Genomic DNA, 13181 nt, shown 5'->3' with positions numbered 1-13181 from the left:
ACGCGTGCGGTGGACGTCCCGACGCACGTCGCCGCTCAGCAGGCCGTGAAGGGCACTCTGTACGGTGAGTATCCATGCGCCTCGGACTGGCCCAGCTGATCGACCCTCGCCTGCGGCTTCTCGTCGAGGAGTCACGCGCCTTCTACGAAAACCGCGCGGCCGGACGAGGTCCGAGCAGCGTGGAGGAGCTGCGCGCGGTCCGAGCCGGTGCCGCCAAGCCTGCCCCCGCGAACCCGCCCGCTGTCGAAGAACTCGTCACCGCCGGCGGCCGCAGCGTCCCGCTGCGGATCCACACTCCCGTGGACACGGCGGTGAACGGCGTGTTCCTCGAGATCCACGGGGGCGGTTTCTTCATGGGATCGGCCGCCCGCAGCGACATCCGGAACCGCCGGCTCGCCGACGAACTCGGCGTCGTCGTGGCGAGCGTGGACTATCGGCTCGCGCCGGAGCATCCGTGGCCGGCCGCTCCGGACGATTGCGAAACCGCCGCGCTCTGGCTCGTCGAGCACGCCCAGCGCCGCTTCGGCACCGCGAAGCTCGCTGTCGGCGGCTTCTCGGCCGGTGCAACACTGGCGATGACGACGCTGCTGCGCCTGCGCGATCGGGGAGTCTCCGCATGCACCGGTGCCGTGCTGCAGTGCGGAACCTACGACCTGAGCGCCCGGACACCGGCTGGACGTCTGATCGCCGACGAGTACTTCCTCGATGCCTACGCCGGGACAGCACCGGACCGCACGGACCCGGACCTCTCGCCGATCTACGCCGACCTGTCCGACCTGCCGCCGATCCTCATGGTCGTCGGAGAGAACGACATCCTGCTCCACGACAACCTGGCCATGGCCGCCCGGCTGTCGGCCTCCGGGGCGGACGTCGACGTCCGCGTCTACCCCGACTCACCCCACGGGTTCACCGGCCATCCCACCCCGATGGCACAGGCGGCACTCGAGGACATCCACACGTGGCTCGGCGACTCGTTCGTGCGCCGGGCGGGGCGCCTACGATGGTTGTCCAGGGAGGTCCTGGCTGACTATGGACACTAGTGACACTCAGGTGCACCGGGCCGGTTCGGGCGATCCGGCGGCGACGTCGTCGACTTTGCTGTACCTGGTGAAGCAGGTCGAACTGTCCGTGCGCGCCGGACTCGACGCGCTCGTCCGGCCGGCGGACATCACGACGCTGCAGTACACCGCGCTGACCGTTCTCGAACGCCACCCCGACCTCACCGCCGCGCGCCTGGCCCGGCACTCGTTCGTCACCGACCAGAGCATGGCCGACATGGTGACGACGCTGCTGAACCGGGGACTGATCGAGCGCCATCGCGACCCCGCCGACCGCCGCCGCCTCGTCATCGCCCTGACGCCCTCCGGCCAGCGGCTGCTCGACCGGCTCCGGCCGCAGGTGGCCGCGTTGCAGGACCGGATGCTCTCGCTGCTTTCCGACGGTCAGGCCGGTGAACTGCAACGTTCGCTGGAACTGTGTCGCCGTGCCCTGCTCGAGCGCGGGGTGGAAAGTGACCCATCACCACGCCCGGTGGACGAAAAGTCCCGGTAGAAGCCGGCCTTCCGGCGATAGTAAGGAAACCTGTACATCTGGTTTTCGGTGTGGTTTGCTTCACAATCGTGAGTGAGACCGTCGCCCCTTCCGGCCCGGCTGCACCAGTGGAGCTCCGACGGGGCACCTTGGTGGCCGCGGCCGCCGCCGTCGCCATCGCCCAGATCGGCCTGTCCATCCCGGCCGTCATCAACGGCTTCATCAACCAGGACCTGCACACCACGTCGACGACGCTGACCTGGATCTCCGACGCCTTCCTGGTTCCGGTGACGCTGCTCGAGCTGTCCTTCGGCGTGGTCGGCGACCTCTTCGGACGCAAGCGGCTGCTGGCCGCCGGCGCCGCGCTGATGGCCGTGGGCGGCCTCCTCGGCTTCTTCACGCCCAGCGGCGGCACCGGGGTGCTCATCACCGGCCAGGTGATCTCCGGCATCGGGGCCGCGGCGATCTTCCCGACGTCGATAGCGATGCTCGCCGCGGGGACGCAGGGCGTCCGGCAGCGCGCGCACTCCATCTCGATCTGGGCCGCCGCCCTCACCGGCGCCGGTTTCATCTCTCCGGTGCTGGCCGGCCTGCTGGCCCGCATCCCCCATTCCGGCGGTGAGTACGCGAGCTGGCGCTACGCCTTCCTCGCCATGGCGGTCCTGGCCGTGGTCAGCTGTGCGATCACCCTGGTGGGGGCGCAGAACTCCGCCGCGCCGGTGGGCCGGTCGCTCGACTGGCCGGGCCAGATCACCATCGCGGTGTCCCTGTTCGCGTTGCTGTACGCGGTGATCCAGGGCGCCGACGACGGCTGGGGCAGCCTTCCGGTGATCGGCGGGTTCGTCGTGGCCGTCGTGTTCATGGTGCTGTTCGTGGTGATCGAGCGCCGGGTGGACCGGCCGCTGATCCGCCTGGACCTGTTCGGCAACCGGATGTTCACGGTCTCCGCGGTGGTGACCGTCGTCGGCATGTTCGCCTACCTGGGCACCGCGTACGCGACGAGCATCCGGCTGTCGGCCATCCAGGAGTACACCCCGCTCGCCACGTCCCTCGGCTTCTTCTGCCTGAACGTGATGGGCGTGGTGCTGTTCCCGGTCAGCACCCGGGTGGTCGAGCGCTTCAGCCCGGGCGTCGTGCTCGGGACCGGGATGGCGCTGATCGGGATCGGCGACTTCGTGCTCGCCGCCATTCCGGCCACGAACCTCTCCATCGGAGCAGTCGCGGCTCCGCTGCTGGTCGTCGGCGCCGGGTTCAAGCTGGCCGTCACTTCCATCACCGTCGTCGCGGTCAACAGCGTCCCGACGTCCAAAGCCGGCATGGCGAGCGGGGCGACGAGCATGTTGCGCGACGGCGGCCTGACGCTCGGGCCCGCCATCGTGGGCGCGATCGCGCTGACGAACGCCGCGAACGCGATCAACGCCCAAATCGCCTCGTCCCCTTCCCTCAAGTCCGCATTGGACAGTTTCTACGCCGCACCGGAGCACGTCCCCGCCGCACAGCGCCCGGCGGTGGAAGCCGCCGTCCACGCGGTGAAGTCCGGCCCGCTCGGGCAGAACGGCGTCCCGGCGCAGGTGCCGGGGCCCAACGGCACACCGATCCCGTTCAACCCCCTCAAGGACGTCGCGTTCCACGCCCTCTCCCACGCCTACGCCATCGGCTACCTGGTGTGCGGCATAGCCGCCGCGGCGGCCGCCCTCATCGCGTTGACGATGCTGGGCCGACGGCGAAACCGGGACGTGTTCACCGAATTCGACGCAGACGATCGCCCCTGAGCGCAGCCGGCCCGTCAGCCGGCTCCTGCCTCGATCTCGAGCCGGACGAGCTCCGGGTTGTAGCGCGCCAGGAGGTGGAAGGCGCGAGCCGCCATGGTCAAGCTGTCCGACGATTCGAGGCCGCGGTCCATCGCGGCCGGCTCGAGGTCGGCGCGGGCGACGCCCCATCGCTGCGCGATCAAGCCGAGGATCTTCTCCGAGGACAGGTCGTTCACGTGGCGCTCCTGGTGCTCGGTGAACACGCGATCGTTGACCTCCCAGGCGAGCTGGACGATGTGTCGCGCGTCCTTCCAGCAAGGCCGGTCCCGCAGCTGCTCAATCGACAGTTCCTCCCAGGTCAAACCGGGATTCACCCGGAAACTGCGTACCAGGAACGTGATCAGCTGCTCGGCGAGGGTCAGGGTGGCACGCTCGGTGCCGGTCAGCCAGTGCGCGAGGAACCCGAGCCGGGCCGGATCGGCCGGGAACCGGTAGAGACCACGGTGCTCGCCGTGCCGGAGGGCGATGTGCGCCAGCGCTGCGTCGTCGGCGGCGGGTGGAATCGGCCCGCATTCCTCGGCGCAGGCCGCCGCGAGTGCTTGGAGAACGACCTTCCGGTGGAACCGGGGGTAGTCGTCCGCGAACAGCTGGCAGGCGCGCAGCGCGCCGAGGTGACCGTGGTGCGGGGAGTCGCCGATGTCGAGGCCTGACGCGGCTGTCTGCCACAGGTAGAGGAAGGAGGTGCGGTTGACTGCCGGAACCGTGGGTGGTGTGGAGCGCTCGCCGCGGCCGGCCCGGTCCAGGGCGTCGAGCAACAGGAGCGCGTCGTCGCGTTTGGGGTCGAGGCGGTGGGTCACGCAGTACTCGCGGACGCGGCGAACAGTCCCGGTGTCGATTCCCGCTTCCTTGCCGGCCGCGCCGAGGCTGCCGTAGGAGCGACGTCCGAAGGGCCAGCCGGCCAGTGTGGTGACCAGCCGGTCCGCGGTCGCGCTGTCGCAGACACCGTCTTCCACCGCCCGGGAAAGGGTGGCCCGCATGCACACCAGCGGTTCCGAAAGCGGCCGGTGACCCTCTTCCGGAGTGCTGTGCAGCAGCGTGACTTCGTCGTCCGCCTCCAATCGTCCGTCGCGGTAGTCCGCGTAGATCCGGCCGATTCCTTCCATGCCGAAGGAGTCCAGTTCGGCCGCGCGAAGCGCGCCCATGCTGGCGGCGCCGAGAACGCGGACCCCTTCGCTCAGCAACGCCAGGATTTCCTTGTGCCGGACTGCGCCGATCTGGTGGAAGTAGCCGTCGACGATGCCGACCACGTCACCGGCGGTCAAGGACAGCCGCGGGAGGTCGCCCGCGGACACGGGTGGCAACACCTCGACGGCCGAGTTGCGCACGAGATCGGCGGCGTCCGGCAGGCTCGGGCCGGCGAAGAGAACACATCGGGGCATGAATTGTCCGCTCTGCTGGAGGAAATTCAGGTCGGCGTGGTGGTCAATGGTCCTGCAACGCGGTTCCCGGGCACACGACGTGCACCACCGGTATGGCGATGTCCGGTTGCGTCAGGTCGACGTACAAGGGGGCGTGACCGGTCACTTCCCGGATTCTGTTCGCCACATGCTTCACCTCCGCGTCCAAGGTGGGCAGCGGCGAAGACTCGATCGTGTCGAAAGGAAGATCCGCATCGCCCTGGCCGGCGAAGGGCGGGGACTCCGACGAGCGCCGGACTCCGAAGACACGGGCTTCCCGGTACGGCGCCTTGCCGATGTCGTCCCGCGCCCCCGCGATGGCCGTGGCGCGAGACTGTGCTGCTTCGGTGAGCGCGCGTGACAGGGCGACCGCAGCGTCGAGGTGAGCGCCGGCGCCGGCGAACGTTGCCGGGAACGCGTCGCTCCAGATCCGGGTGTCGAACACCGGAATGCGGAACGGGTTGTCCAGAAAGCGCATTTGGACGTGCACGCGTGCTGCCCGATATCGCTCCAGAAGTGCTGCGAGGCCGGCGTTGCCGACGGTCTCCGGATTCACGGCCCGCGGCTGACCGCCTGACGCCGCGCGTGCCATGGCATCGCGCTCGACGGTCTCGTACATTCCGTGCAACAGCGCCTCGGCCAGGGTGTTCCCGCTGGCCAGCCCGTTGCTGCTGGCTCGGAACAGCGGCGGGAGCCATCGCCGGTCGAACCGGTAGTCCAGCCGGAGCAGATCCGCGGGCACCAGGGACGTGTCGTTGCCGTCGACCTGGTGCGCCGTCCGCCATGACAACCGCAAGTCCGGATTGAGATGATGCCGCGCGGTCAGGGGGAGGTCCTGCACGCGATAGCCGACAACGCGCTCCATCTCCTCGACCGTGCCCACCTGGACCGGGGCGGCGAGGGGGTGCTCCGCGTGCCACAGCTCGACCGCCTCCATGGCCGCGGAAACCCGGGCGAGCGTCTTGCTCATCCCCTTGCCCTGCGAAACCGACAGGGTGAGGGCGTTGGGCCGGACCGCCTGGAAAACCGGGATGCCGATCTCGTCGAGCCAGGTGACGTCCGCGACACGGGTGATTCCGAGCCGGGGCAGCTTCGGCTCGATCCACTGCCACGTCTGTTCGGGGAGGCGGCTCCGATGCGTTCCGTCGAACACCACTTTGACCGAGCCGGGGGCTTCCCGGCCGGCCGTCGCTCCCTCGGCACGAGCCATCTGTCGCGTCATTTCCCTCCCATTCGGTCGTGCGGGCGAATGTTCTTGCTTCGTCCGGCACCTGCGGAACGGGCTGGCGGCCCCGCCGTGATGCGCGGTGCCACCAGCCCTGCGCGACTCAGGAGCCGCAGAGTTCGCTGTTCTCGTACGCCGCCTCGGTGAAGACGGAAATGTAGGCCGAGAACTGTTCGGGACGCGTGTCCGCGATGTCCTCTTCCAGTTCGACAGCCGTGGGAAGCACAAGCGAGTTCATGGCATGTTTCCTTTCCGTTGCCGCATTTTCACGGTTTTCCCTGGCGGTGCAGGGAAACTTGGGAGCCGGCTCTTCGCGGGCAGTCAGGCGGAGGGAGCTCGTTCGATCAGGGCGCCGTGGACCACGCCACCCAGCCACTCCTTGCGCTCGGCGATCCGCAGTCCGGCGGAGGTGCAGGCCTGCTCGAGAGTTCCGGTGTCGACGAGCAACCAGGGGAACCACGCACCGGCTTCGTCGCCGAGCCGGAACCTCATCCGCACGTCTCCCGGGTAGCCGCGAGCCGGCGAGTCGTGCCCGTTCAGGCTTTCCGGCGGCAACTTGCTCCAGTCCGAACAGGTGAGGACGATGCGGCCGCTTTCGTTCAGCCAGGATGACAGCCGGAGCAGGAACCCGGGAAACGCCTCGAGGGTGCCCGCCAGCCCGGCGTTGCCGCCGATGGCGATCACGGCGTCGACCGGGTGCGGCGGGTGATAGGAGAACACGTCCGCTTGGACGCACGGCACACCGGCCGCCGTCGCCAGTGACACCGCGGCCGGGCTCACCTCGACTCCGTGTCCGCGCACGCCTCGGCGCGCGAGCATCTCCAGATGACGACCCGTCCCGCACCCGGCATCGATGACGTACCCGCCCTGCACCCAGTCGAGGGCTTCGGTGTCGATGGGTTCGCGCACGCCAGGGGTTCGTCTCCACCAGTCCAGCGGCTGCGGCATGGCCGGCAGCGTGCTGTGTTCGATTTCGATGGACAGCACCCCCGGCCGATGTGCGCAGCGCAACGCCCGATCGAGGAGATCGTCATCCAAACTCGACACCCCAAAGCATCAGTTGCCGTACTCCGAACGGACCGTGGGCTTCCTCCTCGAACGCTACGTCCGGCCGGTGGGTTGAGCCACGCACTATCGATGCGTGGACATCAGTGCCGCCGGACGAGTTCGATGAGCCTGCTCACCCGCTGCCGGGTGGCTGTCCCGGCGGCGGCGTGCAGCGAGTACAGACGCTGACGGGACCGTGGACCCACCAGCAGCGCGTGGTCGAAGTCCAGCCGGCCGACACGTTCGTCCATGACGGTCACCAGCGGCGAGGACGGAGGCTTGGACACTCGATGCTCGTTCCACATCCGCGCGAACTCCGTGCTGGCCGCTTGAAGCCGGCCGACCAGTGCGGTCGCGGCCGCGTCGCAGCCACGCTCCGCCACGACGACACGCAGGCTCGCGACGTAGGCGCGGCCGATGGCCTCCTGCTGGTCCGGCGGGTTGAGCATGGTCCGCCGCCAGCGGTGGGAGACGAACCAGCACCAGAACAGGTTCCCCTCCCAGCCGGGCAGGCCCGCGACCGAGCCGAACAGCGCGGTGTGCAATTCGTTCTGCGCCAGGACGGTGGCCAGGTCGTCGGCGGCGAACGCCGGCGACGTCTCTTCCAGCGCCCGCATGACCGACAGCAGCCGGCTGTCGACGACCCCGTCCGGCGCCACCACCGCGGGTGCGGTGTGCCCGGCCAGCAGGTGCAGGTAGGCGCGTTCGTCCGGGTCCAGCCGCAACGCGCGCGCAAGCCCGGCGAGGATGGCGGTGGAGGGCTGCGGGCCACGGCCCTGCTCCAGCCGCTCGTAGTAGGTGGCGGACATGTTCGCCAGCCGCGCGACCTCGTCTCGGCGGAGTCCCGGTGTGCGGCGCCGTGGACCGGCCTGCAACCCCACCGTCTGCGGCGACAACGCGTCACGCCGGCGACGCAGGAAGTCGGCCAGCGTCTCCCGCATGGTCAACTCGCCGTTCTCCGGCATGGTCTACACCACCCCGCTCGCCGGCCGGGAGAAGCCGGCCCTGGCCGAGGCATGACCGTGGCGATGAATCACTTCCCGACGCCGATCACCGTCCCCCGGCGTTCCGCCGCATCGCCCGAGCTTTCGCCGTCGGTGTGAGCGCCGCGATGGCGATGCCCAGGACCAGGGTGAACCGATCGCATGACCACTCCCCGTGTGCCACCGCGGCCGGCTCGCCGCGGATGCGTCGGACGCTAGTGATCCGGAGAGCCGGAAACGTCACTCCTGAGCGGGCACCTGGATGTGGCTCTCGTGGGGGACAAGACCGGACGGACGCCGCAGTTCACCGCGGCCGTGACGCCGGTGACGACGGGTTCGCGGGCGACGAACGGCTGCGTGCTGAGCCTTGTCGGCGGCGTGTTGCAGGTCGAAAGCGTTGTCCGGCAACCACAACCGCGCGGCCGGGCGGAGTTTGACCGCTCAGCCCGGGGTCACCGTGGGTGGTGGACGTAGGGCTTCAGCCGCTCGGCCAGCGACCGGCGGGTCGCGGCGGTCGCCGGGCCGGGACTCTCCTGGCCGGTGTGGCGCCCGGCGACCGTGTCGGCGACGAATCGCGCGACCGCGCCCGGGGGCGGCACGAGGTCGTCGCCGCCGTGGCGCGCGATGACGACCGGGGCGTCGGCGGGGTCGGTTTCCACCGCGAGTGACCACCCGCGTCGTTCGCTCCACACCAGCATGACGTCGTGGTCGGGCCGGTCCGGCCACCGCCGGGGCAGGCCGAGGTAGGCCGTGGCAGTGTCGCTGATCTCCACTGTGGTGCTTTCGTCCGGGACACCGACCGCGGCGGCGACCGCACGCACGTACTCGCCCAGGCCGCGTTCGAGGGTCCGGGCGTCGGTTTCGGGGTGCTCCATGCCCGCCACGCTAGAGGGCCTCCGCTCGGCGTGCCGTCCGGCCGTCCGGCACACACCTTCGCGCACTCAGTGCAGCCGTCGTGTACTGTCGGTGGTGTCCGCGAGCATTTCGTGCGTGAGTGATCGAGCCCACGCCGTCCTCGGACCCCAGTCCGGCCGGTTCGAACGGCCGGAGACGGGAGCACCGACATGCCGTCGGGCCCGAACTCCTCCTCCTCGCAACCGGCCACCCGGCCACGTGTACGGTTGAAGCCGGCAGCGGCCGCCGCCGGACACGTCGACGGCGCCTGGTGGCCCCGGACCAGCGACCTGACCGCCGAGCTGCCCGCGCTGTTCACAGCGCTGGTCGGCCGGCTGGGACGCATCGATCGGGTCACCTACTCCCTCGGCGACTGGCCGGCTTCTCCCCGGCGCGTCACCTTCGACGAAGGCGTCGTCCGGCTCGAGGGATTCCGGTCGCAGCCGTCCGGCAGTGTGACGGTGATCGGCTGGAACCGGCACCGCACGACCCTGTCGGTTGTTCCGCCGGCCACCAGCCCCGATGTCGCGGAGCGCGTTCTCACGACCGCCGCGGATCCGGGCAACACCGACGACAACGCACAGTTGCTCGCAGCCGCCCCCACCGGACGCGAGCAGACCCCCGGCGGCATACCAGTGCTGTCATGAACCACGCCGCCCACCCGCGGTACCCCACGAGAGGAACCTTCCGATCACTACGTCCACAGTAGACAGTTTGCTGTTCAGTCACCCCATCGCCGCGCAGCCCCGGCCCGGAACGCTCACCACGTCCCCGGACTACCGGTACGGCAGCCTGTTCCGCCAGCCGGTGTACACCCCGGCACCGCCCACCGACGGCGGGACCGAACCCGCCGCGCAACGGCCCGGCGCGGGGAGCACGTGGGCTCACGACCCGTCCGGACGCCGCGCCCGCCGGTGACACAGGGCCTCCTACCGGCAGGCTGGGCGTGGTTTTCCGCCGTCATCGCAGCCAAGGTGAGCGCGAAGTCGAGGTCGGGAATCCAGGCGCGGTCCTCCGCGCCGGCCATCGAAGAAGCCGGCGGTGCCGCGACGGGGCCCGCAGTTGCGTGCGTGACGTGCCCGCACGCCCAGGACTCGCACGATTCGATCGCCCGCCGTTACTGCACGGCCACCGTGGCGGGTGGGTTCAACCGCCAGTGCGTATGCGTCGGCGGCCCGCCGCGCCCTTGACCGTCGGCCCCGGCGAGCAGCGCCCCGCTGCCGAGCGCGGCGGCGGCACCGGCGCGGAACAGTGAACGCCGGGAAAGCGTGAGGTCGGGAAGAAAGTCCTGCGGCGAGGCTGTCCTGGCCGTTGACGAAGCCGGCCCGGCTCGGTGGCGCAGGGTCAGGCGCGCAGGCCGTCGACGATCACGGCCACGATCCTGGGCGCCCGCTCGTCCCACTCGGCTTCGGGGATCCGCGACAGGGCCCCGAGCAGCAGGATGACGTCGGCGGCGTCGACGCCTTCCCGGATCTCCCCGGCCGCCTTTCCCTGCTCCAGCAGGGTTTCGAGTGCTTCGTCGAGCCGGTGGTGCTGGCCGGAGTACAGGTCTTGCCACGCCGGGACCTCGATCGCCGCCATGACGCCGCGTTTGACGCGGGCGTACTCGACCAGCCGGTCCAGCCAGCGGGCCAGTGCGTCGAGCGGCGAGTGCTCCGCCAGCAGGGGCGCCACGGTGTCGACGAGCTGGGTCAGCTCGGCCCGGTACACCTCCGCCAGCAGGTGCTCGCGCGTCGGGAAGTGCCGGTACAGGGTGCCCTGCCCGACGCCGGCGGCCTTGGCGACGCGGTGCAGCTTCAGGTCGTCGGTCGCGCCGTTGGATTCGCTCAGTTCCGCCCGCGCGACCTCGACGATCCGGTCGCGGTTGGCGACGGCGTCCGAACGGCGCTCACGTCCGGGCACGGCACTCTCCTCGCTTAAGTGGACAAGTGTCCGGTACAGTCGGAGCTAACCGGACACTTGTCAGCTTAGCGGAGGCAGCACGATGAACGGACTGGACAAGGTCGTCGCGATCACCGGCGCGAGCAGCGGGATCGGCGAAGCGACCGCGCGGGAACTCGCCGGTCGCGGCGCGGCGGTCGTGCTCGGCGCCCGGCGCACCGACCGGCTGGAAGCGCTCGCGCACAAGATCCGCGGCGACGGCGGCCGCGCGGAAGTGCTGGACGTCGACGTGACGCGGCGCGCCGACCTCGAGCGGCTCGTGGCGCTCGCCGTCGACCGCTTCGGCCGCCTCGACGTCCTGGTCGGCAACGCCGGCGTCGCCCGGATCGCGCCGGTGGCCGCCCTGGACGTCGACGCGTGGGACGCGATGATCGACGTCAACCTCCGCGGCGTCCTCCACGGCATCGCCGCGGCGCTCCCGGTGTTCCGCGCGCAGGGCCGCGGTCACTTCGTCACGACCGTCTCGACGTCGGGACTGAAGATCGTGCCGACCCAAGCCGTCTACGCGGGAACCAAGAACGCCGTGCGTACCCTGCTGGAGGCGCTGCGCCAGGAGTCCACCGACGGTGTGCTGCGCACGACGTCGATCTCGCCGGGGTTCGTGCGCACCGAACTCGTCGACTACGTCGAGGACCCGGCGCAGCGCGAGCAGGCCCAGCAGGCGATGGCGACACTCGGCATCAGCCCGGATGCCGTCGCGCGGGCGATCGCGTTCGCCATCGAGCAGCCGGACGACGTCGAGATCGGCGACCTGACCATCCGGCCCACCCGGCAGGGTTGAGGCTCTCAGCCGATCCGCCGCTCGGTTCCGGCACCGCCGCGGGTCGCGGTCACGCCGCGCCCGCACGGCACCCGCACGCCGCGGGCCAGGATCCGGAGCGCCGCTTCGACGATCGTGACGTCATGCCCGAGTGCGCTGCAGCGCCGGTGGACTACGGGTGCGTGAGCACGGCCCGAGCGGCGGCGAGTTGCTTGGTCATCGTCGTGCGCAGCCCGCTGAAATAGCTCGAATGCTGCTCCACCGCCTGGGTTTGGTACTGGACTTCAGCGGCGTGCCACACGTCGACGAGGCCGCTGTTGTCCTTGCAGGTGACGTCCGCGGTCGCCGTCGCGATCTCCGGCTTCGACGGGCCGGCGGAGTCGTTCGACGACCACCGCGGGTCGGCCATCGCCGCGAGCGGGTCCGGGTAGTCGAAGCCGGCTCGGTGCATGCAGGCGCGCCATGAGCTCAGCGCTGCCGACACCAGGGGCTGTTTCAGCGAGTCGTACAGCGAGGAGCGGCTGGTCTGCGCCAGCACGGCCTGGTCGGCGTTGTTGTCCGCCCCCAGTTCCTTGGCCGCCGCCCGCCCGCACCCGTCGGCGCCGAACGCCACTTCCTTCGCCTCGTCGCTGAGGGTCCGCTCCTGTTCGTCGTAAGCGCGTTCGAGGCTGATGGGGGTCAGCAGCCCGGCCGGGACGTGGTAGCCGAACTCGGCGATCTTCGCCTCCGCGACGCCGTAGCGCCGGCGGTTGCGCAGGTCCGGGGCATCAGCGGGCCGGTTGATGCGCTGCCACGTGTACCCCTTGGCGCGCATGCACCGGGCGATCAGCACGTCCTCGGCGTTCGAGATCGTGTAGAGCTCGGCATCGGAGAAGGAGTAGGCGTCGAGCGGCAACCGGAGGGCCTTGACCTGCTCGGTGGGCGGGAACGGCTCGGTGGTTCGCGCGGGGCTGGGCGGGGCGGGCGCGCCGCAGCCGGTGACGAGCAAGGCGAAGCAGGCGAGAGACGTCAACCGCGGCATCGGGGCTTCCTCTTCTGGCGTTTCGGGATCGGCGGCGGGATGGCCGGCCGGGCGAACGACCGGCCATCCGCGTTTTCCGTGACGGTCAGATGCGTTTGAGCGAACTGGCCTTGTTCGAGAAGCCGTTGTTGCCGAAGTCCGAATCGTACGAGAAGGCCAGCGCGGTGTAGATGAGGGAGCCACCGCAGCCGGGAAGATCCCACAGCCGGACCCGGTAACTGCGGTAGTTGCGCATGGAATTGGCGTTGTTGTCGATGCCGGCACCGAGGTTGGTGCAGGTCGTGGTCGGCGCGTAGCGGTACTCGCCGTCCTGGTAGTCGTGGGTCTGGTACAGGCAGAACGTGTTGGCGGGGCAGTCGGCGAACGCGGGGCCCGCGGTGGCCAGGCCGACGAGCACCGGCTGGATGCCCACGATCAACGCGGCCGCGACGATTTTCCGTCTCATTCCGTCCTCCATCTGTGCGATACCGGATGGTGCGCCCACACTGGGTCGCCGCCGGGAATGGTCTTGTTACCGGCGTCACCCGGATGGCTGAGGAATCTTCGACCGTGATATCGCGGCAAAATGAGGC

At 70.1% G+C, this 13181-nt stretch carries 16 protein-coding genes; 7 read left to right on the top strand and 9 right to left on the bottom strand.

What is annotated here, in order from left to right; all coding sequences use genetic code 11:
* Positions 1–74: 74 nt before the first annotated feature.
* The 3 genes from AB0M93_RS09255 (at position 75) to AB0M93_RS09245 (ending at position 3302) form a co-directional block, all read left to right on the top strand.
* The gene (locus tag AB0M93_RS09255) at positions 75–1040 is read left to right on the top strand and encodes an alpha/beta hydrolase (protein WP_364270107.1); all 966 of its coding nucleotides are present in this window, start codon (positions 75–77) and stop codon (positions 1038–1040) included.
* Complete coding sequence (locus AB0M93_RS09250) at positions 1030–1551, top strand: MarR family winged helix-turn-helix transcriptional regulator (protein WP_364270105.1); 522 nt, start codon at positions 1030–1032, stop codon at positions 1549–1551. Before AB0M93_RS09255 ends, AB0M93_RS09250 begins: the two co-directional genes overlap by 11 nt.
* Before the next feature lie 107 nt (positions 1552–1658).
* Positions 1659–3302 carry an MFS transporter gene (locus AB0M93_RS09245; protein ID WP_364270104.1) on the top strand — a complete coding sequence of 548 codons (1644 nt, stop codon included), beginning with the start codon at positions 1659–1661 and terminating at the stop codon, positions 3300–3302.
* 14 nt (positions 3303–3316) lie between these two features.
* On the opposite strand, the gene AB0M93_RS09240 is transcribed toward AB0M93_RS09245, so the two are convergent.
* The 6 genes from AB0M93_RS09240 to AB0M93_RS09215 form a co-directional block, all read right to left on the bottom strand.
* Complete coding sequence (locus AB0M93_RS09240; protein ID WP_364270102.1) at positions 3317–4720, bottom strand: TfuA-like protein; 1404 nt, start codon at positions 4718–4720, stop codon at positions 3317–3319.
* Positions 4721–4763: 43 nt separating this feature from the next.
* Positions 4764–5960 (bottom strand): YcaO-like family protein, encoded by a 1197-nt coding sequence (locus tag AB0M93_RS09235; RefSeq protein ID WP_364270100.1) that lies wholly within the window; start codon positions 5958–5960, stop codon positions 4764–4766.
* Between the two features lie 106 nt (positions 5961–6066).
* Positions 6067–6201: a hypothetical protein gene (locus AB0M93_RS09230; protein ID WP_364270098.1), complete on the bottom strand. Its 135-nt coding sequence runs from the start codon at positions 6199–6201 to the stop codon at positions 6067–6069.
* Positions 6202–6284: 83 nt separating this feature from the next.
* Positions 6285–7001 carry a class I SAM-dependent methyltransferase gene (locus AB0M93_RS09225; RefSeq protein WP_364270096.1) on the bottom strand — a complete coding sequence of 239 codons (717 nt, stop codon included), beginning with the start codon at positions 6999–7001 and terminating at the stop codon, positions 6285–6287.
* 110 nt (positions 7002–7111) lie between these two features.
* Positions 7112–7975, bottom strand: coding sequence for a helix-turn-helix transcriptional regulator (locus AB0M93_RS09220; RefSeq protein WP_364270094.1), 864 nt, complete (start codon positions 7973–7975; stop codon positions 7112–7114).
* A gap of 470 nt (positions 7976–8445) precedes the next feature.
* Complete coding sequence (locus AB0M93_RS09215) at positions 8446–8868, bottom strand: DUF6292 family protein (RefSeq protein WP_364270092.1); 423 nt, start codon at positions 8866–8868, stop codon at positions 8446–8448.
* Positions 8869–9114: 246 nt separating this feature from the next.
* Between AB0M93_RS09215 and AB0M93_RS09210 the strand changes: the two genes are divergently transcribed.
* From AB0M93_RS09210 to AB0M93_RS09200, 3 genes are all read left to right on the top strand, one after another.
* Positions 9115–9534 carry a DUF5994 family protein gene (locus tag AB0M93_RS09210; protein ID WP_364270090.1) on the top strand — a complete coding sequence of 140 codons (420 nt, stop codon included), beginning with the start codon at positions 9115–9117 and terminating at the stop codon, positions 9532–9534.
* 67 nt (positions 9535–9601) lie between these two features.
* Complete coding sequence (locus AB0M93_RS09205; protein ID WP_364270088.1) at positions 9602–9805, top strand: hypothetical protein; 204 nt, start codon at positions 9602–9604, stop codon at positions 9803–9805.
* Complete coding sequence (locus AB0M93_RS09200; protein WP_364270086.1) at positions 9766–10077, top strand: RGCVC family protein; 312 nt, start codon at positions 9766–9768, stop codon at positions 10075–10077. The genes AB0M93_RS09205 and AB0M93_RS09200 overlap by 40 nt, the downstream gene beginning before the upstream one ends.
* Positions 10078–10231: 154 nt before the next feature.
* Here the strand turns inward: AB0M93_RS09200 and AB0M93_RS09195 are convergent, their stop codons facing one another.
* A complete protein-coding gene (locus AB0M93_RS09195; protein ID WP_364270084.1) occupies positions 10232–10789 on the bottom strand; it encodes a TetR/AcrR family transcriptional regulator in 558 nt (185 codons plus the stop codon).
* Between the two features lie 82 nt (positions 10790–10871).
* Between AB0M93_RS09195 and AB0M93_RS09190 the strand changes: the two genes are divergently transcribed.
* Complete coding sequence (locus AB0M93_RS09190) at positions 10872–11609, top strand: SDR family oxidoreductase (RefSeq protein WP_364270082.1); 738 nt, start codon at positions 10872–10874, stop codon at positions 11607–11609.
* A gap of 151 nt (positions 11610–11760) precedes the next feature.
* On the opposite strand, the gene AB0M93_RS09185 is transcribed toward AB0M93_RS09190, so the two are convergent.
* Together AB0M93_RS09185 and AB0M93_RS09180 are read right to left on the bottom strand one after the other, a co-directional pair.
* Complete coding sequence (locus AB0M93_RS09185; protein ID WP_364270080.1) at positions 11761–12609, bottom strand: hypothetical protein; 849 nt, start codon at positions 12607–12609, stop codon at positions 11761–11763.
* Positions 12610–12694: 85 nt separating this feature from the next.
* Positions 12695–13054, bottom strand: a complete 360-nt coding sequence (locus AB0M93_RS09180; protein ID WP_364270078.1) for a peptidase inhibitor family I36 protein — start codon at positions 13052–13054, stop codon at positions 12695–12697.
* Positions 13055–13181: the final 127 nt, after the last annotated feature.

Source organism: Amycolatopsis sp. NPDC051102, assembly GCF_040682815.1.
In the GTDB taxonomy this organism is placed as follows: Bacteria; Actinomycetota; Actinomycetes; order Mycobacteriales; family Pseudonocardiaceae; genus Amycolatopsis.
This window is presented reverse-complemented; position numbering and strand designations above follow the sequence as displayed.